Annotated in this window: 23 protein-coding genes; 16 read left to right on the top strand and 7 right to left on the bottom strand. The window is 61.2% G+C overall.

From position 1 onward, the window contains the following. The first annotated feature begins 182 nt into the window (after positions 1 to 182). From argH to PGR6_RS13985, 11 genes are all read left to right on the top strand, one after another. Positions 183 to 1610, top strand: coding sequence for an argininosuccinate lyase (argH, locus tag PGR6_RS14035; protein ID WP_064617792.1), 1428 nt, complete (start codon positions 183 to 185; stop codon positions 1608 to 1610). Between the two features lie 145 nt (positions 1611 to 1755). Then, positions 1756 to 2634 (top strand): amino acid ABC transporter permease, encoded by an 879-nt coding sequence (locus tag PGR6_RS14030; RefSeq protein WP_052966338.1) that lies wholly within the window; start codon positions 1756 to 1758, stop codon positions 2632 to 2634. Between the two features lie 10 nt (positions 2635 to 2644). Further along, positions 2645 to 3409 carry an amino acid ABC transporter ATP-binding protein gene (locus PGR6_RS14025; RefSeq protein WP_064617790.1) on the top strand — a complete coding sequence of 255 codons (765 nt, stop codon included), beginning with the start codon at positions 2645 to 2647 and terminating at the stop codon, positions 3407 to 3409. Between the two features lie 39 nt (positions 3410 to 3448). Further along, complete coding sequence (locus PGR6_RS14020; protein WP_064617788.1) at positions 3449 to 4273, top strand: ABC transporter substrate-binding protein; 825 nt, start codon at positions 3449 to 3451, stop codon at positions 4271 to 4273. Between the two features lie 188 nt (positions 4274 to 4461). Continuing rightward, positions 4462 to 5310, top strand: a complete 849-nt coding sequence (locus PGR6_RS14015; RefSeq protein WP_018929139.1) for a polysaccharide deacetylase family protein — start codon at positions 4462 to 4464, stop codon at positions 5308 to 5310. Next, complete coding sequence (locus tag PGR6_RS14010) at positions 5303 to 6190, top strand: polysaccharide deacetylase family protein (RefSeq protein ID WP_064617786.1); 888 nt, start codon at positions 5303 to 5305, stop codon at positions 6188 to 6190. The genes PGR6_RS14015 and PGR6_RS14010 overlap by 8 nt, the downstream gene beginning before the upstream one ends. Positions 6191 to 6207: 17 nt before the next feature. After that, positions 6208 to 7542, top strand: a complete 1335-nt coding sequence (locus PGR6_RS14005; RefSeq protein WP_064617784.1) for an MmgE/PrpD family protein — start codon at positions 6208 to 6210, stop codon at positions 7540 to 7542. A 64-nt stretch (positions 7543 to 7606) separates the two neighbouring features. Further along, entirely contained in the window at positions 7607 to 8785 is a 1179-nt protein-coding gene (locus tag PGR6_RS14000) for an MFS transporter (RefSeq protein WP_064617782.1), read from the top strand. A 160-nt stretch (positions 8786 to 8945) separates the two neighbouring features. Next, positions 8946 to 9641, top strand: coding sequence for an HPP family protein (locus PGR6_RS13995; RefSeq protein ID WP_064621270.1), 696 nt, complete (start codon positions 8946 to 8948; stop codon positions 9639 to 9641). A 345-nt stretch (positions 9642 to 9986) separates the two neighbouring features. Then, positions 9987 to 11093 (top strand): enoyl-CoA hydratase/isomerase family protein, encoded by a 1107-nt coding sequence (locus PGR6_RS13990; RefSeq protein WP_064617780.1) that lies wholly within the window; start codon positions 9987 to 9989, stop codon positions 11091 to 11093. Positions 11094 to 11096: 3 nt separating this feature from the next. Then, the gene (locus PGR6_RS13985; RefSeq protein ID WP_018929133.1) at positions 11097 to 12248 is read left to right on the top strand and encodes an acyl-CoA dehydrogenase family protein; all 1152 of its coding nucleotides are present in this window, start codon (positions 11097 to 11099) and stop codon (positions 12246 to 12248) included. Between the two features lie 108 nt (positions 12249 to 12356). Here PGR6_RS13985 and PGR6_RS13980 read toward each other — a convergent pair whose 3' ends face one another. From PGR6_RS13980 to PGR6_RS13955, 6 genes are all read right to left on the bottom strand, one after another. Beyond that, positions 12357 to 13130 (bottom strand): enoyl-CoA hydratase, encoded by a 774-nt coding sequence (locus tag PGR6_RS13980; RefSeq protein ID WP_028940625.1) that lies wholly within the window; start codon positions 13128 to 13130, stop codon positions 12357 to 12359. A gap of 30 nt (positions 13131 to 13160) precedes the next feature. Beyond that, positions 13161 to 14288: an acyl-CoA dehydrogenase gene (locus PGR6_RS13975; RefSeq protein ID WP_019649660.1), complete on the bottom strand. Its 1128-nt coding sequence runs from the start codon at positions 14286 to 14288 to the stop codon at positions 13161 to 13163. A 172-nt stretch (positions 14289 to 14460) separates the two neighbouring features. Beyond that, positions 14461 to 15654, bottom strand: a complete 1194-nt coding sequence (locus tag PGR6_RS13970) for an acetyl-CoA C-acyltransferase (RefSeq protein ID WP_064617778.1) — start codon at positions 15652 to 15654, stop codon at positions 14461 to 14463. Between the two features lie 12 nt (positions 15655 to 15666). Further along, complete coding sequence (locus tag PGR6_RS13965; RefSeq protein WP_064617776.1) at positions 15667 to 16428, bottom strand: SDR family NAD(P)-dependent oxidoreductase; 762 nt, start codon at positions 16426 to 16428, stop codon at positions 15667 to 15669. Positions 16429 to 16444: 16 nt separating this feature from the next. Continuing rightward, on the bottom strand, positions 16445 to 18109 hold the full coding sequence (locus PGR6_RS13960) for an AMP-binding protein (RefSeq protein ID WP_064617774.1): 1665 nt from the start codon (positions 18107 to 18109) through the stop codon (positions 16445 to 16447). Between the two features lie 168 nt (positions 18110 to 18277). Beyond that, on the bottom strand, positions 18278 to 19294 hold the full coding sequence (locus PGR6_RS13955; protein ID WP_064617772.1) for an AraC family transcriptional regulator: 1017 nt from the start codon (positions 19292 to 19294) through the stop codon (positions 18278 to 18280). A gap of 271 nt (positions 19295 to 19565) precedes the next feature. Here PGR6_RS13955 and efeU point away from each other — a divergent pair, with 271 nt between their 5' ends. The 4 genes from efeU to efeO (PGR6_RS13935) are packed head-to-tail and all read left to right on the top strand — an operon-like array spanning position 19566 to position 23787. After that, the gene (gene efeU, locus PGR6_RS13950; RefSeq protein ID WP_064617770.1) at positions 19566 to 20411 is read left to right on the top strand and encodes an iron uptake transporter permease EfeU; all 846 of its coding nucleotides are present in this window, start codon (positions 19566 to 19568) and stop codon (positions 20409 to 20411) included. Between the two features lie 8 nt (positions 20412 to 20419). Next, positions 20420 to 21619, top strand: coding sequence for an iron uptake system protein EfeO (gene efeO, locus PGR6_RS13945; RefSeq protein ID WP_064617768.1), 1200 nt, complete (start codon positions 20420 to 20422; stop codon positions 21617 to 21619). A gap of 18 nt (positions 21620 to 21637) precedes the next feature. After that, positions 21638 to 22936, top strand: coding sequence for an iron uptake transporter deferrochelatase/peroxidase subunit (gene efeB, locus PGR6_RS13940; protein WP_064617765.1), 1299 nt, complete (start codon positions 21638 to 21640; stop codon positions 22934 to 22936). Between the two features lie 26 nt (positions 22937 to 22962). After that, complete coding sequence (gene efeO, locus PGR6_RS13935; RefSeq protein WP_064617763.1) at positions 22963 to 23787, top strand: iron uptake system protein EfeO; 825 nt, start codon at positions 22963 to 22965, stop codon at positions 23785 to 23787. An 89-nt stretch (positions 23788 to 23876) separates the two neighbouring features. Here efeO (PGR6_RS13935) and pssA read toward each other — a convergent pair whose 3' ends face one another. Next, positions 23877 to 25220, bottom strand: coding sequence for a CDP-diacylglycerol--serine O-phosphatidyltransferase (pssA, locus tag PGR6_RS13930; protein ID WP_019649652.1), 1344 nt, complete (start codon positions 25218 to 25220; stop codon positions 23877 to 23879). 228 nt (positions 25221 to 25448) lie between these two features. Here pssA and PGR6_RS13925 point away from each other — a divergent pair, with 228 nt between their 5' ends. Beyond that, positions 25449 to 26012 (top strand): TetR/AcrR family transcriptional regulator, encoded by a 564-nt coding sequence (locus PGR6_RS13925; RefSeq protein WP_064617761.1) that lies wholly within the window; start codon positions 25449 to 25451, stop codon positions 26010 to 26012. Positions 26013 to 26052 lie beyond the last annotated feature (40 nt).

Below are 26052 nucleotides of genomic sequence, written 5' to 3'. Positions count from 1 at the left end.
GCCGATCAGTGCCAACTCACTGATTTCGAACTATTAAAAACTGACACTTCGATCAGCTCTCGCCCTTTAGCAACTGCCCTCTTGAACACTGCTTGGCCATGACCACACCCGAATAATTTCCGGGAAGTGTTTCAGGCTCTGCACACCGATATCAGTTCGCGTTACCGACGAGGAAAACAACAATGTCTCAAACCACCGACCGTCTCTGGGGTGCCCGTTTCAAGAGCGGCCCGTCTGAAGCTCTGGCGGCGCTGTCCCGTTGCCCCGAGCGCTACTTTCGCCTTACCCCATATGACCTCGCCGGTTCCAAGGCGCATGCCCGGGAGTTGCAGCGAGCCGGCCTTCTGAGCGAGCAGGAAACCCAGACCATGCTCGACGCCCTGCAGGGCATCGGTGATGACTTCCGTGCCGGCAACATCGCGCCGACCCTGGACGACGAAGACGTGCACACCTTCATCGAGCGCCTGCTGACCGAACGCCTCGGCGCACTGGGCGGCAAGCTGCGCGCCGGCCGTTCGCGCAACGACCAGACCGCCAACGACCTGCGGCTGTTCCTGCGTGATCACGTCCGTACGTTGGCCGTTGAAGTGCTGGCCTTGCAGCAAGCGCTGGTGGAACAGGCCGAGCAACACGTCGAGAGCATCTGCCCGGGTTTCACTCACTTGCAACAAGCCCAGCCGATCGTGTTCGCTCACCACTTGCTGGCCCACGCCCAATCGATGCTGCGCGATGTGCAGCGCCTGGTGGACTGGGACGCGCGCACCTCGCTGTCGCCACTGGGTGCAGCGGCCCTGGCCGGTTCCGCCATCGCTCGCCTGCCCCAGCAGTCAGCCAAGGAAATGGGCTACAGCGGCGTGTGCGAAAACTCCATCGACGCCGTGGCCAGCCGCGATCACGTCGCCGAATTCCTGTTTATCGCCAGCATGCTAGGGATCAACATTTCCCGCCTCGCCGAAGAGTTCTGCCTGTGGTCGTCGCGGCAATTTCGCTGGGTCGCTTTGGACGATGCCTACGCCACCGGCAGTTCAATCATGCCGCAGAAGAAAAACCCGGACATCGCCGAACTGGCCCGGGGCAAGGCTGGCCGCTTGATCGGCAACCTGACCGGCCTGCTCTCGACGCTCAAATCCCTGCCGCTGTCCTACAACCGTGACTTGAGCGAAGACAAGAACGGCGTGCTCGACAGCGTCGACACCCTGCTGCTGGTGCTGCCGGCCATGGCCGGGATGGTCGCGACCATGAAGGTCAACGTCGAAGAACTGCGCCGTCAGGCACCACTGGGTTTCACCCTTGCCACCGAAGTCGCCGACTGGTTGGCAGTGCGCGGCGTGCCGTTCAAGGAAGCGCATGAAATCACCGGCGCATTGGTCCAGGCCTGTGAGAAACATGACATCGAACTGTGGGAAGCCTCGCCGGCGCTGCTGGCCGAGATCGATCCGCGCCTGACGCCTGAGGTGCGCGAGAGCCTGACCCTCGAAGCGGCTATCGCCGCCCGCAGTGGCTGGGGTGGCACCGCACCGCAACAGGTGCGCGAGCAGATCGGCCGACTGAAAACCGCCCTCGCCGCGCAGCAAGCGTGGACCGAGAACTATCAGGGCTTCCGCCTCTGATAGACAACGCAAAACCTTGTAGGAGCCGGCTTGCTGGCGATGGTGTGTCAGCTGAATTGATGTCGACTGACACTCCATCGCCAGCAAGCCGGCTCCTACAAGGGGATTGTGCTTGATCTGAAAGAACAGTGTACGGAGAACCAACATGAGCCAGACACAGGCAGAACGACTCCAGGCGGAGCGCAAACTGGCGGAAAACCAGTTCGATATCACCCAGTACCAACACGTGCCACGGCGTTATTACGGGCGAATTTTTTTCGCTACCGTCATTGTCATCGCCATTGTCGGCCTGGTGCGGGCCTTCGCCGAAGGCAAGATCGAATGGTCGTACATCGGCCAGTTCCTCACTTCGCAAGCGATCATGTGGGGCTTGCTCAACACCATCGTCATGGCGGTGCTGGCGATGGCGCTGGGCATTGTCTTCGGGGTGATCACGGCGATCATGCGCATGTCGGCCAACCCGATCCTGCGCTATGTGGCGCTGACCTACACCTGGCTGTTCCGTGGCACGCCGCTGATCCTGCAGCTGTTGCTGTGGTTCAACCTGGCGCTGATCTTCCCCACCATCGGCATTCCCGGCCTGTTCGAAATGGACACCGTGAGCCTGATGACGCCCTTCGTAGCCGCCCTCCTCGGCTTGAGCATCAACCAGGGCGCCTATACCGCTGAAGTGGTGCGTGCCGGCCTGTTGTCGGTGGACACCGGCCAGTACGAAGCCGCCAAGTCGATCGGCATGCCGCGCCTGCAAGCCCTGCGCCGGATCATCCTGCCCCAGGCCATGCGGATCATCATTCCGCCAGTCGGTAATGAATTCATCGGCATGGTGAAAATGACCTCCCTGGCGAGCGTCATCCAGTACTCGGAACTGCTCTACAACGCGCAGAACATCTACTACGCCAACGCCCGTGTGATGGAGTTGCTGATCGTTGCCGGTATCTGGTACCTGGCCACGGTCACCGTGCTGTCCTTTGGTCAAAGCCGTCTGGAGCGTCGTTTCGCTCGCGGCGCCGGCAAGCGTTCTTGAGGAGCCCAACATGAGAAGCATCGTCAAGGCCGTGAGCCTGAACAAATATTACGACCAGTACCACGCGCTCAAGGACATCAACATCGAAGTCGAGCAAGGCGAAGTGCTGTGCATCATCGGCCCGTCCGGCTCCGGCAAAAGTACCCTGCTGCGCTGCGTGAATCAGCTGGAAAAAATCGACAAGGGCGGCCTGTGGGTCGACGGCGAGCTGGTGGGTTACCGGATCGTCGGCAACAAACTGCACGAGCTCAACGAATCGCAGATTGCCCGCCAGCGCCTGGCCACCGGCATGGTGTTCCAGCGTTTCAACCTGTTCCCGCACATGACTGTGCTGCAAAACATCATCGAAGGGCCATGCCAGGTGCTCAAGCGTTCGCCCAAAGAGGCGCACGAAGAAGCCGTGGAACTGCTCGCTCGCGTCGGCCTGGCCGACAAGCGCAACAGCTACCCGATCGAACTGTCGGGTGGTCAGCAACAACGTGTCGCCATTGCCCGTGCATTGGCCATGCGCCCCAAGCTGATGCTGTTCGATGAACCCACTTCGGCACTCGACCCGGAACTGGTCGGAGAGGTGCTGTCGGTGATGCGCGATCTGGCGCAAACCGGCATGACCATGATCGTCGTCACCCATGAACTGGGCTTCGCTCGCGAGGTTTCCAACCGCATGGTGTTCATGGACGGCGGGCAGATCGTGGAGGCTGGAAGCCCCGAAGAAATACTAATAAGTCCGCAAAACCCACGCACCCAAAGCTTCATTTCTGCCGTTCGAACCTAAGCGTCCTTTGGCGCTCACAACACTCATAAGAGAACGACCATGAAGAACCTAGTCATCCCAGCAGTACTTGCCAGCGTCCTGGCATCCGGTTTCGCCTTCGCTGCCGAGTTGCCGGCCAGCATCAAGGACAAGGGCGAGATCGTTGTTGCGATCATGCCGAACTACCCGCCGATGGATTTCAAGGACCCGGCCACCAACACCCTCACCGGCCTTGACTATGACCTGGGCAACGCCCTGGCCGAACGTCTGGGCGTGAAGATCAAATGGCAGGAAACCGGCTTCGAGCAAATGATCAACGCGCTCACGACCGACCGCGTAGACATGGTGCTCTCGGGCATGACCGACACCGCCGAGCGTCAGGCCAGCGTGACCTTCGTCGATTACTTCACCAGCGGTCCGCAGTTCTACACCTTGCAGAAAAACAAGGACACCAACGAGATCGTCGACTTGTGCGGCAAGAAAGTCGGCACCAGCCGCCGTACCACCTTCCCGGCGGAAATCGCCGCGTGGAGCAAGGAAAACTGCGAAGCCGCCGGCAAACCCGCGATCAACGTGATCGGCACCGAAGGCTCGGCCGACGCCCGTGCGCAACTGCGTCAGAGCCGTATCGACGCGGCCATGCAAGGCAGCGAAACCCTGTCGTACCTCAAGACCCAGGAAAAGGACATGTACAAAACCGTGGGCCTGCCGATCTCCAAGCAGTTCTCGGGCATGGGTGTGAGCAAGAAAAAACCTGAGCTGAGCGAAGCGGTGAAAGTCGCGTTGCAAAGCATAATCGATGACGGCAGCTACCAGGCAATCCTGAAGAAATGGGACCTGGAACTGGGCGCGATCAAGACCGTGACCATCAACGCCGGGAAATAACACGGTTCGTAGCAGCTGCCGAGCTTGCGAGGCTGCGTTCGGCGGCGCAGCCGTCGTAAACCCTGCACGCGAGGTTTTCCTGAAACACCGCGTAGTTTGAATTCACGACGGCTGCGCCGCCGAACGCAGCCTCGCGGGCTCGGCAGCTGCTACGGGTGTTTCAACTATTAATTCTGGAGCGCCATACGATGTCCTCCTCGCTGCAACCCACCTGGCCCGACCAGCACCAGGCCTGCCTCGCCCTGGCCTTCGACCTCGATGGCCCCACCGGCGATGCCATGCTTAACGGCTCGATCTGGCGCAAGCCCGAGTATTTCGGTTTCGGCGGTTACGGCCCCTATCGGGCGCTGCCGCGGATTCTCGATCTGCTGGATGAGTTCCGCATCCCGACCACGTTTTTCGTTCCGGCCTGGGTCGTGGAGAACTGGCCGAAACAGTGCCAGGCGATTGTCGAGCGCGGGCATGAGGTGGCCTATCACGGCTACAAACACGAATCTTTTTACGCCCTGACGCTGGAGCAGCAGAAGGACGTGATGCACAAATCCCGCGAGGTGTTCTGGAAGTACCTGAACATCCGCGCTGAAGGTTTCCGCACGCCGTCCGGCGACTGGCGGGCCGAAACGCCGGCCATGCTGGTGGAAGCCGGTGTGACCTATTCCAGCAGCATGCGCGGCGATGACCGGCCCTACCTGGTCAAGGTGCCGGGCTTCGATACACCACTGGTGGAAATCCCCGGCCGCTGGGAAATGGACGACTACGCCTCCCTCGCCTACACCCGCGCACCGGACTTCCCTTCCGGGCTGGACCGAACCGCCAGCTACGAACTGACCCTCGATAACTGGTGCCGCGAGTTCGATGGCGCCATGGCTGAAGGCCTGTGCCTGACCACCCTGTTCCACCCCAAGATCACCGGCAAACCGGGCCGCATCCTGTTGCTGGAAAAACTCTTCGAACACATGCGCCAACGCGATGACGTGTGGTTCGCCACCTGCCGCGATGTCGCCCACTGGTGGCTGAAGGAGCATCACCATGGCTGATTCCATTGTCTGGCCCAACGGCTACCGCTGCGCCGTGGTGCTGACCGTCGATTACAACGACATCCACGGCATCCTCACCCAGGCGCCGGAAGTCGCCGGGCGCGACAAGACCTTGTCGGTGTGGCGCTACGGCACCCAGCGCGGGGTCCAGCGTTTGCTTGGCGTGTTCGCAGAACTGGGGGTTTCCAGCAGCTGGTTCGTGCCCGGCATCGTCGCCGAGGAAAACCCGCAACACCTCCGGGCGATCCAGGCCGGCGGGCACGAGATAGCCTGCGCCGGCTACCGCCATCAGCACTACAACCACCTGACTCTGGCCGAGCAAAGCACCGAAATCGCCAAGGGCTGCGCGGCCTTGAGCGCGCTGACCGGTCAGCGTCCGACAGGCTTTCGCATTCCCGCCGGCAATGGCGCATCCGGCTTCATCGAGGCGTTGCGCGAGCACGGTATCCGTTGGTCCTCGTCATGGCGCGGCGATGATTTGCCCTTCGCCCACCCGACGGCGCCCGAGGTGATCGAACTGCCGTTGCACTACGAACTGGAGGACGAGCCCTATTTCGCCTTCAACCTCAGCCCGGCGGTGCCACCGGCACAATCGCGCATCGCCTCTTACAGCCACACCCTTGGCAATCTGAAGATGGACTTCGCCGGGTTTCACCGATTCGGCTTGTGTTACGTGCTGCGGCTGCACCCGGAAATCATCGCCACGCCAGGGCGGATCGGCGTGTTGCGCGAATTGCTGCAAAGCATTCAGCAGCACGATGACGTGTGGATCGCCACCGGTGCCGAAGTGGCTCAGTGGTGGGCAGAGTCGGCGGCGCCGGTGACCGAGGATCACCCGGCCGCTGTGTACGAGCGTCATTATCGGGATTACGGCGTATGAGAGATCAGGATGGGGTTATGCGAATGGCGCGTCTGGCGCAGTTCTGCGTCGATACCCGTTTCGAAGAGTTACCTGCCGCGTTGGCGGAGCAAGCCAAGCGACACATTCTCGACACCTTCGGCGCAGCCCTGGCCGGAGCCGGCAGCGATGTCGCCAGACAGGCGCGTCAGGTGTTCAAGGGAGAAGCCGGCAGCACGTTGGTCTGGGGCACCGGTCAGCGAGTCGGCGCGGCGCAAGCCGCCATGCTCAACGGTATCGCCGCGCATGCCCTGGAGCTGGACGATACCGGCGGCTGCGACCATTCCGGCGCGGTGGTGCTGCCGGCGGTGATGGCGGCGCTGTCGATGTCAACGAAGCCAGTAGACGGCCGCGAACTGATCACTGCGGTGGTGATCGGCTACGAAATCGGCCGTCGGGTGCTCGAAGCCTGCGGCAGTTACTCGGCCCATAACGGCGCCGGTTGGCACTCCACGGCGACGTGCGGAGTGTTTGGCGCGGCGGCGGCCAGTGCACGGATTCTGGGGCTGGATGCACAACAAACCTTGTCGGCACTGGGCATCGCCGGCAGCTTCAGTGGTGGTCTGTGGGCGTTTATCCATGACGGCTCGCAAAGCAAAAGACTCCACAGCGGACGCGCCGCCGAAGGTGGATTGCTGGCCGCGCGGTTTGCTCAACAAGGCATCACCGGCCCGACAAAACTGTTCGATGACGTCTGGGGCGGTTTCCTCAGGACGCTCGCAGCGGACACCGCCGCGCCCGAGGCGTTGGACGCCGAACTGGGCCACGTATGGAAACTCGCGCGCTGCTCGATCAAGCCCTATGCGGCTTGCCGTGGGACCCATTCGGCGATCGACGCATTGGGCCTGTTGCTCGATCAATTGCAGGTCAGCGCCGAGCAGGTCGAGGACGTTCAGGTATCGCTGTGCGGATTCCTTCAAGACATGTGCGGTGGCCAGGACGTCAGCACGTTGCCGGCGGCGCAGATGAGCCTGCGTTATGCCCTGGCGGCCCGGCTGCTCCATGGGCATTGCCGATTGGAAGCCTACGACGATGAACAGCGCCGCCACCCGCGGATTGCGCACTGGATGTCGCGTATTCGCCTTGAAGTCGACCCGCAACTGTCCGAGGATGGCGAGCCTATGGTCAGCGTGCGGACCGTGGACGGTCGGCAAGCAAGCCTGTGCGTTGAGGTGCCGTTGGGGGCGCCGGGCAATCCGCTGAGTGATGCGGCGCTGGAGGAGAAATTCTTCAGCCTGGCCGAGCGGGTGATACCGCTACAGCAGGCAAAAGAGCTGCTGGAGCAGTTGTGGCGGCTGGAAGAACTGGAGTCGGTTCGGGCGCTTGATCGGTGACTGAGTTGAGCCTGGCGTTGCGCGTCGAACACCACAGAATCTGAATAAGGACATTTGCCCCACCGTGGCCACTTACTCCCTCGTTATCCGCCGGCTGATGATCTGCTCGCTGACCATCGTCGTCAGTCGCGCCATCACCAGCCCGTTGCTCACGCTGTTCCTGAGCACCAAGCTCGGCCTCAACCAACAGGACGTCGGCCTGCTGCTCGGGATTGCGGTGTTCATCGCCACCCTGCTCGCGCTCTATGGTGGTTACATCATCGACCGCCTCGAAAAGCGTCGGCTGTTGATCCTGGCCATGCTCTCCAGTGCCATCGGCTTCGTGCTGCTGACCTTTGCCGAAAACCTCTACCTGACCACCGCCACCCTGGTGATCACCGAAACCGCCTCGGCGCTGTTTCTGATCGGGTCCAAGGCGATTCTCAGCGACAACCTGCCCATGGGCCAACGCGCCAAGGCTTTTTCGCTACGCTACACCCTGACCAACATCGGCTACGCCACCGGCCCGATGCTCGGCGTGGTGATCGCTGGCGTGTACCCGATTGCGCCGTTCCTGATCGCCGGCGGCATCGCGTTCTTCAGCATTTTCCTGATGAGCGGCATTCCCAAGGACCCGGCCCAGACATCCACCATCGGCCAGCCCCAAAGCTTTCTCAAAACCCTGGTCACCCTGAAAAACGACCGCACGCTGATCATGTTCACCTGCGGCTGCCTGCTCAGCACCGTGGTCCACGGTCGTTTTACCTTGTACCTGTCGCAATACCTGCTGGTAACCCACGACTCCAAACGAGCGCTGGAAACCATGGCCGCCCTGCTCGCCTGCAACGCCATCAGCGTGATCCTGCTGCAATACCAGATCGGCCGGTTTCTCAAACGCGAACAACTGCGTTACTGGATTGTCGGCGGCAGCAGCCTGTTCATCCTCGGCTTGATCGGTTTCAGCCTGGCCGACGGCCTGGTGAGCTGGTGCATCGCAATGTTCATTTTCACCCTCGGCGAAATGATCATTTACCCGGCCGAATTCCTCTTCATCGACACCCTGGCCCCGGAAGAACTGCGCGGCAGCTACTACGGCGCGCAGAACCTCGCAGCCCTCGGTGGTGCGCTGAGCCCGGTGATCTGCGGCTTCCTGCTGATGCACACGCCCGCGCCCACCATGTTCTACGCCCTGAGCGCATTGACGGCGATGGGCGGTTTTCTCTGTTTCATGAGCGGTCGACGCGTCGCGATACTGCAAAAATAATGCATTGAAGCTGCATTAATATGAATTTGTCAGCATCGGTAATGACCGGCACACTGTGCGCCGTTCCTCCCCCAATAGTTGGAACCACTTCAAGGGCTTTCCGGGTATCCGGACAAGCCTTTTTTTTGCCCTGGTTTTTGTCAAAGGATCGATGTTCGTCATGCTCGCTCACTGGTTGCCCGCCGCCATCAACACCCGCCCCTCCGAATGGAGCCGTGCCGCCATCGGCATGGCCATGGGGACGATGTTCAGTGTCTGGGTGTGCGGCCAGGTGTTCGGCATCGACGTGGCGCTGCATCTGATAGGTCCGTTGGGCGCGTCGGCGGTATTACTGTTCGCCGTGTCCTCGGGTGCGCTGGCCCAGCCGTGGTCGATTCTTGGCGGTTACCTTTGCGCGGGGGTGATCTCGCTGCTGGTCGCTCACGTACTCGGCCGCACCCTCGGCAGCGCCTGCCTCGCGGCGGGCATGGCGCTGATTCTGATGTGCTGGCTGCGTTGCCTGCACCCACCCGCCGGGGCGCTGGCGCTGCTGATGGTGCTGGCAGACCCGGCGACCATCGCCATGGACTGGAAAGCCCTCGGCCCGGTAATGCTCAGTGGCTCGACGATGCTGCTCAGCGCGTTGGCGTACAACAACTTCACGCGCATTCGTTACCCCAAGCGTCCCGCCGAACCGGCCCCGCTTATGCCCGCGGCCGACATCCAGGCGATCACCGCCGAAGATCTGCGACGGGCACTCGCCGACATGGAGGCCTTCTACGACGTCACCCCTGAAGACCTCGAGCAGTTGATTCATGCCAGTGAATTGCATGCCAAGCGGCGCAGTATCGGTGAAGTGCTGAGCAGCAGAACCTAAAGGCATCTTTGTGGCGAGGGGGCTTGCCCCCGTTGGGTCGCGAAGCGGCCCCAAAACCTGCTAACGAATTTTTCCAGGCATACCTCATTGCCCTTATCTGCGGCTGCTGCGCAGTCGAACGGGACGGTGCGGCGATCCGACAAGCCCCCTCGCCACAAATTCAAGGTTGATTCAAAACGGAGTCAGGCTGCCGAAGGCTGCGATCTTTTGATTTTGCACTAAGGTAAAAATGCAGAAAGAACCTGCACGTATCTCGGTTGTACAGGGCAAATTTGCACTGTTACGATCCTGCATCGCTCGCGCGCGAGCTTCTCTATAAAGAACAATAAAAGCAGGGAGTTAGTGATGACTGCTCAGGTTTCATCCCCGGGGACACCGTCCATGGATGCCACGCAAAATGAAGTGTTGGCCGAGGTTCGCAATCACATCGGTCACCTGACCCTCAACCGCCCCGCCGGCCTCAACGCCATTACCCTGGACATGGTCCGCAGCCTGCAACAGCAACTCGATGCCTGGGCACAGGATCCGCAGGTGCATGCGGTAGTGTTGCGCGGTGCTGGCGAGAAAGCCTTCTGTGCCGGCGGCGATATCCGCTCGCTGTACGACAGCTTCAAAAGCGGCGACACGCTGCACGAAGATTTCTTCGTCGAGGAATACGCCCTCGACCTCACGATCCATCACTACCGCAAACCGGTCCTGGCCTTGATGGACGGCTTTGTCCTGGGTGGCGGCATGGGGCTGGTGCAAGGCGCCGATTTGCGAGTGGTCACCGAGCGTAGCCGTCTGGCGATGCCGGAAGTGGCCATCGGTTATTTCCCGGACGTCGGCGGCAGCTACTTCCTGCCGCGCATTCCCGGTGAGCTGGGCATCTATCTCGGCGTCAGCGGCGTGCAGATCCGCGCCGCCGATGCGCTCTATTGCGGCCTGGCCGACTGGTATCTGGATAGCGCCAGCCTGGGCGAGCTGGACGAGCGACTCGACCATCTGGAATGGCACGACACCCCGCTCAAGGACCTGCAAGGCGCGCTGGCGAAACTCGCCGTGCAGCAACTGCCGGTAGCGCCGCTGGCGGCGCTGCGGCCGGTCATCGACCACTTCTTCGCCCTGCCCGATGTGCCGAGTATGGTGGAACAACTGCGTGCAGTGACCGTCGCCGACAGCCATGAGTGGGCCATGGCCACCGCCGACTTGCTGGAAAGCCGTTCACCGCTGGCCATGGGCGTGACCCTGGAAATGCTGCGGCGCGGTCGGCACCTGAGCCTGGAACAGTGCTTCGCCCTCGAACTGCACCTGGATCGCCAGTGGTTCGAACGCGGCGACCTGATCGAAGGCGTGCGCGCCTTGCTGATCGACAAAGACAAGAACCCGCGCTGGAACCCGCCGACCTTGCAGGCGCTGGACGCCGAGCACGTCGCGAGTTTTTTCACCGGGTTTGACCAGAGCGGGAGCTGAGCCATGCACGATATCGAATTGAGCGAAGAACAAGTGATGATCCGCGACATGGCCCGGGATTTTGCCCGCGGCGAAATCGCGCCCCACGCACAAGCCTGGGAAAAGGCCGGCTGGATCGATGACGGTCTGGTGGCGAAGATGGGTGAGCTGGGTCTGCTGGGCATGGTGGTGCCCGAGGAATGGGGCGGCACCTATGTCGACTACGTGGCCTACGCGCTGGCGGTGGAAGAGATTTCCGCCGGTGACGGCGCCACCGGTGCACTCATGAGCATCCACAACTCCGTGGGCTGCGGGCCAGTGCTCAATTACGGCACCGAAGAGCAAAAACAGCAATGGCTGCCGGACCTCGCCAGCGGCCAGGCCATCGGTTGCTTCTGCCTGACCGAACCGCAAGCCGGTTCCGAAGCCCATAACCTGCGCACCCGCGCCGAACTGCGCGACGGCCAGTGGGTGATCAACGGCGCCAAGCAATTCGTCAGCAACGGCAAACGGGCGAAGCTGGCAATCGTTTTCGCCGTGACTGATCCAGAGCTGGGCAAGCGTGGCATCTCGGCATTCCTGGTGCCGACCGAAACAGCGGGGTTCATCGTCGACCGCAGTGAACACAAGATGGGCATCCGCGCTTCCGACACCTGCGCCGTCACCCTGAACAACTGCACCGTCCCTGAAGCCAATTTGCTGGGTGAACGCGGCAAAGGCCTGGCCATCGCCCTCTCCAACCTCGAAGGCGGCCGCATCGGCATCGCTGCGCAAGCCCTGGGCATCGCCCGTGCGGCGTTCGAAGCGGCGCTGGCTTACGCGCGGGATCGGGTGCAGTTCGACAAGCCGATCATCGAACACCAGAGCATCGCCAATATGCTGGCCGACATGCAGACCCGACTGAACGCCGCGCGCCTGTTGATCCTGCACGCCGCGCGCTTGCGCAGTGCCGGCAAGCCCTGTCTGTCGGAGGCTTCACAGGCCAAGCTGTTTGCTTCGGAGATTGCGGAGAAAGTCTGCTCGTCGGCGATTCAGATTCATGGCGGGTATGGGTATCTGGAGGACTACCCGGTGGAGCGTTACTACCGGGATGCGCGGATCACGCAGATTTATGAAGGGTCGAGCGAGATACAGCGGATGGTGATTGCCCGGGAACTCAAGAACTACCTGATCTAAAAAGCTTCGCGGGCAAGCCTCGCTCCTACAGGGGAATGCATATCCTCTGTAGGCGCGAGCGGTGCGGCGATCCGACTTGCCCGCGAAGACGTCCGTGAGGACGCTACATCACTTGCCTTGGAATTCGGCCTCACGCTTGGCAATAAACGCCGCCATCCCTTCTTTCTGATCCTGGGTGGCAAACGCCGCATGGAATACCCGGCGTTCAAAACGCACGCCTTCCGACAGGCTGACTTCAAAGGCGCGGTTGACGCTTTCCTTGATCATCATCGCAATCGGCAGTGATTTCTTCGCAATCAGCGCCGCGACTTTCAGCGCTTCGTCCACCAGCTCATCCGCCGGCACGATGCGCGCCACGATCCCGCAACGCTCGGCTTCCACCGCATCGATCAAGCGCCCGCTCAGGCACATTTCCATGGCCTTGGCCTTGCCCACGGCGCGGGTCAGGCGCTGGGTGCCGCCCATGCCCGGCAAGACGCCGAGGTTGATTTCCGGTTGGCCGAATTTTGCATTGTCGCCGGCCAGGATGAAGTCGCACATCAGCGCCAGTTCACAGCCACCGCCCAAGGCGAAACCGTTGACCGCGGCAATGATCGGCTTGCGGCGGTTAGCCACGCGATCGCTGTCGCTGAACAGATCATCGAGGTAGATCTGCGGGTAAGTCAGCTCGGCCATTTCCTTGATATCGGCACCGGCGGCGAAGGCTTTTTTCGAGCCGGTCAACACGATGCAACCGATATTCGAATCGGCTTCCAGGCCATCGAGGGCGTGGTTCAGTTCACTGACGATTTGGGCATTCAACGCGTTCAAGGCTTGCGGACGGTTGAGGGTGATCAGGCCGACACGGCCGTGGGTTTCCAGCAAAATCGTTTCGTAGTTCAGCTCTTTATTGCTCACAGACGGGACTCCTTCTCAAAGATTGCGCGAAATGACCATGCGCTGAATGTCGCTGGTGCCTTCGTAGATCTGGCACACCCGCACGTCGCGGTAGATACGCTCCAGCGGGAAGTCGTTCAGGTAACCGTAACCGCCAAGGGTTTGCAACGCCGAGGAACAAACCTTTTCGGCCATTTCCGAGGCGAACAGTTTTGCCATCGACGCTTCGACCAGCGCCGGTTTGCCGCTGTCGCGCAATGCCGCCGCGTAATGCACCATCTGCCGGGCCACGGCGATCTGGGTGGCCATGTCGGCCAGGCGGAACGCTACCGCCTGGTGCTCGATGATCGGCTTGCCGAAGCTCTCGCGTTCGCGGGCGTAGTCGCGGGCCGCTTCGAATGCGGCGCGGGCCATGCCCACCGATTGCGAGGCGATGCCGACACGTCCGCCTTCGAGGTTGGCCAGGGCGATCTTGTAACCTTCGCCCTCCTCACCCAGTCGATTGGCCACCGGCACTTTCACATCCTCGAAGAGGATCTGGCAGGTATCGGAGGCATGTTGACCGAGCTTGTCTTCGACCCGCGCGACTTTATAGCCCGGCGAATCGGTGGGCACGATCAGCGCGGTGATCCCGCGTTTGCCGGCACTCGGGTCAGTCACCGCAAACACAATCACCACCCCGGCGTTTTGCCCGGAAGTGATGAACTGCTTGCAGCCGTTGAGCACGTAGTGATCGCCTTCCAGCCGGGCACGGGTTTTCAGGCTGCTGGCATCGGAGCCGGCTTGCGGTTCGGTCAGCGCAAACGCACCGAGCATCGCGCCGCCGGCCAGCGGTTTGAGGAAACGTTCTTTCTGGTCGTCGTTGCCGAACTTGAGGATCGGCACGCAACCCACCGAGTTGTGCACGCTCATGATGGTCGAGCAGGCGCCGTCGCCGGCAGCGATTTCTTCCAGGGCCATGGCGTAAGCCAGGTATCCGGTGTCACAACCGCCCCACTGCTCCGGCACCAGCATGCCGAAGAAGCCCAGGTCAGCCATCTCGCTGATGGCTTCCTTGGGGAAGCGATGTTCGCGGTCCCATTCGGCGGCGAACGGTTTCAGCCGTTCCTGGGCAAACTGCCGGGCCGCGTCGCTGATCTGAAGTTGTTCGTCGTTGGGGATCATGCCAATTCCTTAAAAATCAAGTTGAAACGCAAGACCTGTGGGAGCCTTGTGGCGAGGGGGCTTGCCCCCGTTGGGCCGCGCAGCGGACCCAAGAATCTGCGAGCGCTGCGCACTCGAACGGGGGCAAGCCCCCTCGCCACAAAGCTCGCTCCCACAGGGATTGGCGTCAGCCTCAGTACAGGCATTCAACGGCCATGGCCGTCGCTTCGCCGCCACCGATGCAGATCGCTGCAACGCCACGTTTCAGGCCTTTCTGGCGCAGGGCCGAGAGCAAGGTCACGAGGATCCGCGCGCCGGATGCACCAATCGGGTGGCCCAAGGCACAGGCACCGCCGTGGACGTTGATCTTCTCGTGGGAGATTTCCAGCTTGGTCATGGTCACCAGGCTCACCACGGCGAAGGCTTCGTTGACTTCGAACAACTCGACTTCATCCAGCGACCAGCCGGTTTTCTTCATCAATTTCTTGATCGCGCCCACCGGTGCCACCGGGAACAGCCCCGGGGTGTCGGCGAACGCCGCGTGGCCATGAATCACTGCCAGTGGTTTCAAGCCTTGTTTCTCGGCTTCGGAACGGCGCATCAGCACCAATGCCGCGGCGCCGTCGGAAATCGAACTGGAGTTGGCCGCCGTCACCGTGCCGCCCTCGCGGAACGCCGGTTTCAGCGAAGCGATCTTGTCCAGTTTGGCTTTCGGCGGTTGTTCGTCGTGGCTGATCAGCACTTGCTGTTTGCCGACCGTCACGGTGAGCGGCACGATCTCGGCGTTAAAACTACCTTCCTGGATCGCCTGTTGGGCGCGGGTGGTCGACGCGATGGCAAACGCGTCCTGATCTTCACGGCTGAAGCCATTGGTCTCGGCGCAATCCTCGGCAAAGGTGCCCATCAGGCGGCCCTTGTCGTAGGCGTCTTCGAGGCCATCGAGGAACATGTGATCGGGCACCTGGCCATGGCCCATGCGGTAACCGCTGCGGGCGCGGTCCAGCAGGTACGGCGCGTTGGACATGCTTTCCATGCCGCCAGCGACCACCACGTCGGCGCTGCCGGCGATCAGCATGTCGTGGGCCAGGATCGTCGCTTCCATGCCCGAGCCGCACATTTTGTTCAGCGTCGTGCAGCGGGTCGATTTATCCAACCCGGCGCCCAGTGCCGCTTGCCGCGCCGGGGCCTGGCCGAGGCCGGCGGAGAGCACGCAGCCGAACAGCACTTCTTCGACGGATTCAGGGGCGATACCGGCGCGTTCGACCGCGGCACGAATCGCAGCAGCGCCCAGTTGCGGCGCGGTCAGGCTTTTCAGTTCGCCCTGGAAACCGCCCATCGGGGTGCGGACGGCGCTGACAATAACAATCGGATCGTTGGACAATGTCATGACAAATACTCCTTATTTGGCGGCCATGCGCAAGGCACCGTCGAGACGGATCACCTCGCCGTTGAGCATGCTGTTTTCTATGATATGCCTGGCCAACGCGGCGTACTCGCTCGGCTTGCCCAGGCGTGGCGGAAACGGCACCCCAGCGGCCAGTGAATCACGTACTTCCGGGGTCATGCCGGCCATCATCGGCGTTTCGAAAATGCCCGGTGCGATGGTCATCACGCGGATGCCGAAACGCGCCAGCTCACGGGCGGCAGGCAAGGTCAGGCTGGCAATCGCGCCTTTGGACGCCGAATACGCAGCCTGGCCAATCTGGCCGTCGAAGGCCGCCACCGAGGCGGTGTTGATGATCACCCCGCGCTCGCCGTCTGCATCCGCTTCAGTCTCGGCAATCGCCGCAGCAGCCAGGCGCAGCATATTGAAACTGCCGATCAGGTTGACGTTGATCACCTGGCTGAAACTGGCCAAGGCATGAGGGCCGGTCTTGCCGAGGATCTTCTCGCCACGCACGATGCCGGCGCAATTGACCAGGCCATTAAGGCCGCCAAACGCTTTGACCGTCGCCTGCACCGCCGCTTCGGCCGCCGCTTCATTGCTGATGTCGGCCACCACGCTTTGCGCGCCGAGACGTACAGCCTGCGCCGCGACGGCTTCGGCGTTCATGTCCACCAGCATCACCTTGGCGCCGGCGGCCACCAGCATTTCAGCGGTGGCGGCACCGAGGCCGGAAGCACCGCCGGTGACGAGAAAAACCTTGTTTTCGATCTGCATCTTTGTTTCCTTGGATTCAAGCTGAAACGTTCTTCGCGGCGGCCTCTTGAGCCTTGGCGATTTCCTGGTTGCGCAAGATAAAGCGCTGCAATTTGCCGCTTGGGGTTTTCGGCAATTCGCTGACAAATTCGATTTCACGGGGGTACGAGTGCGCCGCCAGACGCTTGCGCACGTGTTGCCGCAGTTCTTCGGCCAGCGCAGGCTCGGCGCGGTATTGCGGGCTGAGCACGACGAAGGCTTTCACCAGTTCGGTGCGCTCCGGGTCGGGCTTGCCGATCACCGCCGCCTCGACCACCGCCGGGTGTTCGATCAGGGCGCTTTCCACGTCGAACGGGCCGACGCGGTAACCCGAGGTGGTAATCACGTCGTCGCTGCGGCCGACGAAGCTGATGCTGCCGTCCGGGTTCCACTCGACGGTGTCGCCGCTCAGGTAATAATTGCCGACGAACGCTTTGGTCGGTACGCCTTCGTAACCACCGAACCAGCACATCGGCGACTGGGTACGGTCAATGGCCAGGATTCCTGGCTGGCCAACGCCGAGTTCTTTGTATTCCTCATCCAGCACCACGATACGGTGGCCCGGCGAGGCAAAACCGGCGGCGCCCATGTGGATCGGATGTTCCAGGCCATGGTGATTGCACAGCACCATGCCCAGTTCGGTCTGGCCGTAATGGTCGTGAATCACCACGCCGAGGTTGTCGGCGAACCAGCGGATCACTTCCGGATTCAGCGGCTCGCCGGCGCTGCTGACGATGCGCAGCTTGCCCTTGATCGAACGGGCGAATTCATCGCCACCGGCAATCAGCAAGCGATAGGCGGTCGGTGAGCCAGTGAGGTTGGTAATCCCGTATTTGTTGATCACCCGGCAGGTGCTTTCGAGGGTGAACGGGCCATCGTAAAAGGTGATCGGATGCCCCATCGCCATCGGCCCGGTGACACCGAAATAAATGCCGTAGGCCCAACCCGGATCGGCGACGTTCCAGAAGGCGTCTTCGGGGCGCAAATCCACTGCGTCACGGGTGTAACTCTGGAACGCAACGATGGCCTTGAGCGGCACCGACAGCGCTTTCGACGGACCGGTGGTGCCCGAGGTGAACATCAGCAGGAACGGGTCTTCGCCGGTCAGCAACACCGGTTCGCAGACGCTGGAGTAGTTGGCCAGTTCCGCCCAGAAACTGAAATCACCCCGAACAATACCTTGGCCTTTCGCGCCGCCGACGGTGACGATGGTCGGGCAGTCGGCCACTTCAGCCAGTTTCGGCCGATTGACCGCATCGGTGACCACCACTTTGGCGCCGGAACTGTTCAGACGGTGTTCGATGGCTTTGGGGCCGAAGGCGGTGAATAGCGGCTGATAAACCGCACCGATGCGCCAGGTGGCGAACACGGTGATCAGCAATTCGAAGTTGCGGGGCAGCAGGCCTGCGACCTTGTCGCCCTTCTTCACGCCCTGGGCCAGCAGGAAATTGGCAAAGCGTGCGGCCTTATCCTGCAAGTCGCTGAAGGTGTAGGTCGCGCTGCTACCGTCGCGGCCTTCCCAGAACAGCGCTATGCGCCCCGGCAAGGCATGCCGGTCGCAACACTCGACGCAGGCGTTGAGCGCGGTCAACGACCCTGTGAGCGCGGCATCGACGGTGTGCTGATAATTGAACTGTGACGTAGCAGACAAGTAATCGCGCATTGCCAGAATCCCTCTGTATTTTTATTAGGTTGGGGGAACCGTAATCAACAGGGAAATACTCGCTCTGCGCGCGGAGCGGGACAATGGTCAAAGCTATCAAGTTGTGTGACTGGTTTGGCCAAGGTTCGAGGGCGTGCCCGCGATGGCGTCAGCCCCCCAGGATCCGGATCAGTCCGCCTCGTTCAGAATCAAACTCCGATAATGCCCAGGATTGGACCCCGACCATTTGCGAAACGCCTTGTAGAACGAGCTGGCATCGGCAAACCCCAAACGGGTGGCGATTTCAGCGAAGCTGATGGCCGGCTCGGCCAGCCAGACGATGGCCAGTTCCTTGCGCACGCTGTCCTTGAGCCCCTGATACGTCTGCCCTTCTTCGGCCAGGCGGCGGCGCAACGTTGAGGCCGACATGCACAGTTGCTGCGCCAGCGCTTCGGTTTCCGGCCAGCGCTCGGCGGGCAATTGCCGCAGATCGTGCTTGATCCGGCTGGCCAGGCTCTCGGGGTCGCGGTACTTGACCAGAATGTTCGCCGGCGCATGGGCCAGAAAGCGCTTGAGCTCTTCAGCGCTGCGCTTGATCGGCAAATCCAGGCAGTCGGCGGAGAAAATCATCCGCGTACGCGGCCGGTCGAATCGCAGGTTCTCGGAAAACATCACCCTATAGTCATCGCAAAAATCCGGCTCCGGGCAACGCAACTCGATGGCCAGGATCGGAATCCGCCGCCCCGCCAGCCAGCAGGCAACGCCGTGCACGATCATCCAGTAAGTGAAATAGGTGAAGGCGCGGCGTGGTTCTTCGTCCTCCTCCAGCAGGACGATTTCCGCCAGGCTTTGCTGGCGAACCAGTTGTGCGGGCAGGCGTTCGAGCATCAACGACAGAAAGCTCAGGCCCGAGGTCAGCCCGACGGCCAGGCTCGGCTGAACCATGGAGCAGCGACAGAGAAACTCCAGGCTGCCGGACTTGAGCTTGCGTGGGTCCATGCCAAAAAACTCATCGTCCCCACGCCGGGCCAGCAAACGCCACAGGCGCGCATAGGCGGCGGCCGGGACACGCGCGTCGGTGCTGTCCAACAGCGCTGGATCGATGCCGACCTTGTTCAACACCTCTGCGGTGGCAGCGCCCGGGGCGCAACTTTGCAACAGTGCTTCACGCACCAGTTGAATGGCGATGGTGTCTTTTTCCGACATTGACCGGGGTGAGCCTTGTTATTGGAGTGGTGGGCATATTAGCGCACACCAAACCGATTCCGTAGGAGCGAGGCTTGCCCGCGAAGAACGATGACGCGGTTTCACCGACAGACCGAGTTGCCTGATTCGCGGGCAAGCCTCGCTCCTACGGGATGGTGGGATCTTCAGGGTTGTTCAGCTTAGGTTCAGGCAATTAGCAATAACTACCATATGAGAATGAGTTTCATCATGTTACAAATTAGCACCCTATCTAATTACTCCCCGGTGCTGAATGCTCGTTCCTTTTCTGATCATGCTGCGCGAAGGCATCGAAGCCGCGTTGATCGTTGGCATTATCGCCAGTTACCTCAAGCAGACCGGTCGCGGCCAATGGATGCCGGCAGTGTGGGTCGGCGTATTCCTCGCCGCCGCGCTGGCCCTGCTGGTCGGCGGTGGCCTGGAACTGATCAGTGCTGAATTCCCGCAAAAGCAGCAAGAGCTGTTTGAAGGTGTGGTCGGTTTGCTGGCCGTCGGCATTCTCAGCTCCATGGTGTTCTGGATGCGCAAGATGGCGCGTTCGATCAAGCATTCGCTGCACGTTTCCCTCGATCAGGCGCTGACCGGCTCCAGGCATCAAGTGACCGCGCTGATCGCCATGGTGTTTTTCGCCGTCGCCCGGGAAGGCCTGGAAACAGTGTTCTTCCTGCTCGCCGTGTTCCAGCAAAGCGAAGGCCCGGCCGCACCGCTCGGCGCCCTGCTCGGCCTGGCCCTGGCGATCATCGTCGGCTTCCTGATCTACACCGGCAGCCTGCGCCTGAATCTCTCGGCGTTCTTGCGCTGGACCGGTCTGTTCATTCTGGTGGTAGCCGCCGGGATTCTCTCCAACTCGGTGCAAGCCCTGCATGAAGCCGGCGTGTGGAATCACCTGCAAACCGTGCTCTTCGACTTCAGCGCCACGCTGCCGATGGACGGCCCGCTGGGCTCGGTGCTGGCCGGGATGTTCGGTTACCAGGACGCACCGACGGTCAGCACCCTCGGGGCATATCTGACTTATCTGTTGGTGGCGCTGGTGATGTTTTTTCTCCCGGCTCCCGTAGCCACGTCTGCGCAAACACCCTCCTCCGTTTCCAGCCAGTAAGGGCCTTCATGTCAACGCCAGTTCCTCCAGTGGCTTCACCTCCGCGCGCCTTGCGCTGGGCGGTAGCCGGCTCGGTGATCGTGATGATCGCCGCCGGCGGCCTGTTCTACTACGCCTCGAAAATGGCCGCCGCCAAGCGCCAGAGCAACCACGACCAAGTGCTGGTTACCCTTCACCCGCACAGCTGCGAACCGAATGCGCTGACGGTTCCGGCCGGTCGCACCAGTTTCCGTATCGTCAACCGCTCGGACCGTGCCGTCGAATGGGAAATTCTTGACGGCGTGCTGGTGGTCGAAGAGCGCGAGAACATCGCCCCTGGCCTGAGCCAGGTGATCAACGCCAACCTGTTGCCCGGCGACTACGCCATCACCTGCGGCTTGCTGAGCAACCCGCGCGGCACCTTGCATGTCAGTCCGACCGCCGCATCCGATGCGGCGGCCAAGGCGCGTCCGTCGATGGTGGCGTTCATTGGCCCGCTGTCGGAATTTCGCGTGTACCTGAGCAGCCAGAGCACCGCATTGATCAAAGCCGTCGCCGCGCTTGAGCAAGCGATCGAGGCCGGCGACCTGAGCCAGGCACAAGCCTTGTATGTGCCGGCTCGTGCGGCCTATCAACGGTTGGCTCCAGCAGCCCAGCGCCTGGCGGAGCTGGACAACGCGATCAACGCCCGCGCCGATTACTTCGATAAGCGCGAGCAGGATCCGGGCTTCGTCGGCTTCCACCGCCTCGAATACGCGCTGTTCCAACAACGCAACCTCGACGGTCTGACGCCTGTTGCACAACGCCTGAGCATCGATGTCGCCAATCTCAAACAGCAACTGCTGGCCCAGTCGCTACCACCGGAACAACTGGTGAGCATGCTGGTGCGCAACCTCAACAGCCTCGCCGAGGTACGCGCCAGCAGCGGCGAAGAAGAACGCTACAGCCACTCCGACCTGAACGGTTTCGCCGCCAACCTCGACGCGACCCGCAAAGTCGTCGACCTGTTGCGGCCGTTGCTGAGCAAACCTGCCGCTGAACTACTGGCGAAAATCGACAGCGCGGTCACGGCCTTCGACGCCGAACTCAACGGTTTCAAGGTCAAGGATGGCTACGCCAGCTACGACACTGTCAGCGCCGAACAGCGCAAACGTATCGCCGACAAGGCCAAGGTTCTGGCCGATGCACTCGATGGAATCGATCCCGCCCTTGGCCTTTCCGGCCTGTAAGCAGAAGACCTCAGACAGATGAACGACTCAGAACAGTTTTCAGCACAACGCCGTCGTGTATTGATGGGTATGGGAGCCGCCGGTGTGGCGATAGCCGGTTCGGCCCTGAGTTGCCCGGTCATGGCCGCGACCCCGGCGCAAGTCACCGAAGCACCGAGCAGCGACAAGACCGAGGACCGCCACGCCTTCCACGGCCAGCACCAGACCGGCATCGTCACCCCGCGCCCAACATCCGGCATGCTGGTGTCGTTCGACGTATTGGCCAGCGACCGCGCAGATCTGGAGCGGCTGTTTCGCACGCTCAACGAGCGTATCGCGTTCCTGATGCAGGGCGGTCCGGTGGCGCAGGTCGACCCCAAACTGCCGCCGCTGGACTCGGGGATTCTTGGCCCGGTGGTTACACCGGACAACCTGACCATCACCGTATCGGTGGGCGAGTCGCTGTTCGACGAGCGCTTCGGTCTGGCCGGCGCCAAGCCCAAGCGGCTGATCCGCATGGTCGGTTTCCCCAACGACGCACTGGAGGCCGACTGCTGCCACGGCGACCTTAGCCTGCAGTTCTGCTCCAACACCGCCGACACCAACATCCACGCCCTGCGCGACATCGTGAAAAACCTGCCGGACCTGTTGCTGGTGCGCTGGAAACAGGAAGGCAGCGTGCCTCCGCAAGCCCCGACGAAACCCGGTGTGCCGGCGCAAAGCGCACGCAACTTTCTGGGTTTTCGCGACGGCTCGGCCAACCCCGACTCCAACGACGCCAAGGCCATGGACAGCATCGTCTGGGTCCAGCCCGGCAGCGACGAACCGGCCTGGGCGGTCAACGGCAGCTACCAGGCGGTGCGGATCATCCGCAACTTCGTCGAGCGCTGGGACCGCACGCCGCTGCAAGAACAGCAAAGCATTATCGGCCGGGTCAAGAGCACCGGTGCACCGATGGATGGTGCGCATGAAACCCAAGTCCCGGATTACGCCAAAGACCCGAAAGGCAAGCTGACCAAACTCGACGCCCACATCCGCCTGGCCAACCCGCGCACCGCCGCAACCCAGGCCAACCTGATCCTGCGCCGACCGTTCAACTACTCCAACGGCGTGAACAAGAACGGTCAGCTGGACATGGGTTTGCTGTTCATCTGTTACCAGGCGGATTTGCAAAAAGGCTTCATCACCGTGCAGACCCGACTCAATGGCGAGCCGTTGGAGGAATACCTGAAACCGGTTGGCGGCGGGTACTTCTTCACCCTGCCGGGTGTGACCGGCGACAAGGACTTCATCGGCCGCTCGCTGCTCAACGCTACACAACCCAAAGCCTCAGTCTGACCCTTACCACTCCACGGAACCGTCCCATGAAAAAGTCGCCCCTCGCGTTACTGCTGACCCTTGGTTTGCTCAACACCCCGTTTTCGGCTTTCGCGGCGACGGCGCCACTGGAGTTGGTGGGGCCGATCTCTGACTACAAGATCTACGTCACCGAACAACTGGATGAACTCGCCAGCCACACTCAGCAATTCACCGATGCAGTGAAAAAAGGCGACCTGGCCACCGCGAAAAAGCTCTACGCACCGACCCGCGTCTATTACGAGTCGATCGAACCGATTGCCGAGCTGTTCAGTGACCTCGATGCGTCCATCGACTCCCGGGTCGACGACCACGAAAAAGGCGTGAAGGCCGAAGACTTCACCGGTTTCCATCGCATCGAATATTCATTGTTTTCAGAGAACAGCACCCAGGGTCTGGAGAAGCTGGCTGACGGCTTGAACAAAGACGTGAAAGACCTGCAAACCCGCGTCGCCGGCCTGACCTTCCCACCGGAAAAAGTCGTCGGCGGCGCCGCTGCGCTGCTTGAAGAAGTGGCCGCCACCAAGATATCCGGCGAGGAAGATCGCTACAGCCACACCGACCTGTATGATTTCCAGGGCAACATCGACGGCGCGAAGAAAATCGTCGACCTGTTCCGTCCGCAGATCGAGAAGCAAGACGCGGCATTCATGGCCAAAGTCGACAAGAACTTCGCTACGGTGAACAAGACGTTAGCCAAGTACAAAACTACAGGGGGTGGTTTTGAAACGTATGACAAGGTGAAGGACAGCGACCGCAAAGCGCTGGTCGGGCCGGTGAATACCTTGGCTGAGGACTTGTCGATGTTGCGGGGGAAGTTGGGGTTGAACTGAATATCGGCGTTGTCTGTGAAAAGATCGCAGCCTTCGGCGGCGCCCACAGGCGCGGAGCTGCCGAAGGCTGCAATCTTTGCTTTTGAGCCCTACAAAATCCGATACAACAACCGCTCAATCCTGACGCGACTCACACGCTTGAGAAACTTGGCCACCCCCGCCGGGTAATCCGGCAGCGTTTGCAGATCCAGGTAACGCTCAATACGGCGGGTGTGCTGGAAAATTTCCGCCAGTTCCTTGCCACGCGGCTCCAGCAACTCGCCTTTCGGATCATCAATCAGCAACGCATTTTCCAGGTCGAGACGGAACGCCCGTGGATTGAGGTTGTTGCCGGTCAGCAAGGTGTAGCGCTGATCGATCCACATGCCCTTGAGATGATAGGTGTTGTCACCATCCTTCCACAGATGCAGGTTCAGCTTGCCGCTGTCGATGTTGCGCTGATGACGCTTGGCGAAACGTCGCAGGCTGATTTCGTAGAGGTATGGCAGCGCCGCGATCACCTTGAACGGCTCGCTGGGCGGGATGTAGAAGTCGTTGGCGGTCTTGTCGCCGACGATGATGTCGATCTTCACGCCGCGAGCCAGGGCCCGATTGATTTCCCGGGTCACCGCCAGCGGCAGGTTGAAGTACGGCGTGCAGATGGTCAGCTGATGCTGCGCACTGGCGATCAGCTCGCAGATGACTCGACTCAACGGGTTGTTCTTGCCCACACCGAGCAACGGACTGACCGATAAACCGCCCTTTGCCGTGCTGCCCGCCGTGGTGTCGTACGCCGCGTGCTTGAGACGGCTGCGCAGGTCGCCGATGTCGTGACGCAGACTGCGGGTGGTCGGCAGGTTCGGCAGGTCTAGGCGATGCACCGCTTTGGAGGTGATCAAACCGTGCTGGATCAAGTGATGCATCGAATCGGCGAGCGCCTGATTCTGCAGCAGGTGATAACGGTCGAAGCGGTACTTGTCGAATTTGTGCAGGTAAACGTTGTTCAGGCTCGCGCCGCTGTAGATCACGCAATCGTCGATCACGAAGCCTTTCAAATGCAGTACGCCGAACAGTTCGCGGGTCTGCACCGGCACGCCGTACACCGGCACTTCGCTTTCGTGGGTACGGGTGGTTTCCTGATACCAGGCTGAGTTGCCCGGTTGCTTGCCGGCACCGATCAAGCCGCGCTGGGCGCGCAGCCAGTCCACGACCACCACCACGTCCAGTTCCGGACGTGCCAGTTTGGCCGCGTGCAGCGCATCGAGGATTTCCTGGCCGGCCTCATCCTGTTGCAGGTACAGCGCAACGATGTAGATGCGCCGGGTCGCCTGAGCGATTTTTTCCAGCAGGCAACGACGGAACTCGGCAGCGCCAGAGAGGATGGTGACGGCATCGGCGGTCAGCGGAAAACTGCGCAATTTAGGCAGCAGAGAACGTTTGAAAAGCAACGGCATAGGGCTCGCAAAGGGTCGAATCCGAAGAGCCTGAGAGCTTACACCATGGATGGGTTTGGGTCTTGTTACTGTCTGTAAAGACCTCTTCGCGGGCAAGCCTCGCTCCTACGGTTTTTCGTCGTTTGGAACACAAATCCTGTAGGAGCGAGGCTTGCCCGCGAAGGCAATTTCATAGGCACTACAAATAACTACTTGACCATGAAGAACGATCATTCTACTGTTAGCCACATGAACGAAATCATTAGCAACGACACACGCGACATCATTCTGGATGTCACCGAAAAGTTGATCTACAAAAGTGGCATCGCTGCCACCGGCATGGATCTTCTGGTGAAAACCGCCGGCGTCTCCAGAAAAAGTATTTACCGCTACTTCGCCAACAAGGAGGAGCTTGTCGTCGCGGCCCTGCAACGCCGCGATGAGCGCTGGATGCACTGGTACCGGAGCGAAGTCGGCACGGCCCAAACCCCGGCCGAGCGGCTGCTCAACCTGTTTACCGTGCTCAAGGCCTGGTTCGTCTCCGAAGGCTTCCGCGGCTGCGCATTCATCAATACCAGCGGCGAAACCGGCGACCCGCAAGACCCGGTTCGCCTGGTCGCCAAAGACCACAAACAGAAGCTGCTCGACTACGTGCGCGAGCTCTGTACCGAACATGGCGCAACAGACCCGGAGACGCTGGCCAGACAGCTGCTGATCCTGATCGACGGCGCCATTACCGTAGCGCTTGTGATGGGTGATCACAGTGCCGCCGATAATGCGCAATGCATGGCGCGAAAGTTATTGGACCTGTAACACTTTAAATAAGCCCGACAACTTGCTTGAACGTTAATTT

The sequence above is a fragment of the Pseudomonas sp. GR 6-02 genome (genome assembly GCF_001655615.1).
In the GTDB taxonomy this organism is placed as follows: Bacteria; Pseudomonadota; Gammaproteobacteria; order Pseudomonadales; family Pseudomonadaceae; genus Aquipseudomonas.
The sequence above is the reverse complement of the archived record's forward strand: the minus strand, read 5'-3'. Positions and strand labels throughout refer to the sequence as shown.

Coding starts and splice junctions, on each gene's coding strand:
- argH (WP_064617792.1), top strand. CDS start 183: ATGTCTCAAACCACCGACCGTCTCTGGGGTGCCCGTTTCAAGAGCGGC.
- PGR6_RS14030 (WP_052966338.1), top strand. CDS start 1,756: ATGAGCCAGACACAGGCAGAACGACTCCAGGCGGAGCGCAAACTGGCG.
- PGR6_RS14025 (WP_064617790.1), top strand. CDS start 2,645: ATGAGAAGCATCGTCAAGGCCGTGAGCCTGAACAAATATTACGACCAG.
- PGR6_RS14020 (WP_064617788.1), top strand. CDS start 3,449: ATGAAGAACCTAGTCATCCCAGCAGTACTTGCCAGCGTCCTGGCATCC.
- PGR6_RS14015 (WP_018929139.1), top strand. CDS start 4,462: ATGTCCTCCTCGCTGCAACCCACCTGGCCCGACCAGCACCAGGCCTGC.
- PGR6_RS14010 (WP_064617786.1), top strand. CDS start 5,303: ATGGCTGATTCCATTGTCTGGCCCAACGGCTACCGCTGCGCCGTGGTG.
- PGR6_RS14005 (WP_064617784.1), top strand. CDS start 6,208: ATGCGAATGGCGCGTCTGGCGCAGTTCTGCGTCGATACCCGTTTCGAA.
- PGR6_RS13995 (WP_064621270.1), top strand. CDS start 8,946: ATGCTCGCTCACTGGTTGCCCGCCGCCATCAACACCCGCCCCTCCGAA.
- PGR6_RS13990 (WP_064617780.1), top strand. CDS start 9,987: ATGACTGCTCAGGTTTCATCCCCGGGGACACCGTCCATGGATGCCACG.
- PGR6_RS13985 (WP_018929133.1), top strand. CDS start 11,097: ATGCACGATATCGAATTGAGCGAAGAACAAGTGATGATCCGCGACATG.
- PGR6_RS13975 (WP_019649660.1), bottom strand. CDS start 14,288: ATGATCCCCAACGACGAACAACTTCAGATCAGCGACGCGGCCCGGCAG.
- PGR6_RS13970 (WP_064617778.1), bottom strand. CDS start 15,654: ATGACATTGTCCAACGATCCGATTGTTATTGTCAGCGCCGTCCGCACC.
- PGR6_RS13965 (WP_064617776.1), bottom strand. CDS start 16,428: ATGCAGATCGAAAACAAGGTTTTTCTCGTCACCGGCGGTGCTTCCGGC.
- PGR6_RS13960 (WP_064617774.1), bottom strand. CDS start 18,109: ATGCGCGATTACTTGTCTGCTACGTCACAGTTCAATTATCAGCACACC.
- PGR6_RS13955 (WP_064617772.1), bottom strand. CDS start 19,294: ATGTCGGAAAAAGACACCATCGCCATTCAACTGGTGCGTGAAGCACTG.
- efeU (WP_064617770.1), top strand. CDS start 19,566: ATGCTCGTTCCTTTTCTGATCATGCTGCGCGAAGGCATCGAAGCCGCG.
- efeO (WP_064617768.1), top strand. CDS start 20,420: ATGTCAACGCCAGTTCCTCCAGTGGCTTCACCTCCGCGCGCCTTGCGC.
- efeB (WP_064617765.1), top strand. CDS start 21,638: ATGAACGACTCAGAACAGTTTTCAGCACAACGCCGTCGTGTATTGATG.
- efeO (WP_064617763.1), top strand. CDS start 22,963: ATGAAAAAGTCGCCCCTCGCGTTACTGCTGACCCTTGGTTTGCTCAAC.
- pssA (WP_019649652.1), bottom strand. CDS start 25,220: ATGCCGTTGCTTTTCAAACGTTCTCTGCTGCCTAAATTGCGCAGTTTT.
- PGR6_RS13925 (WP_064617761.1), top strand. CDS start 25,449: ATGAACGAAATCATTAGCAACGACACACGCGACATCATTCTGGATGTC.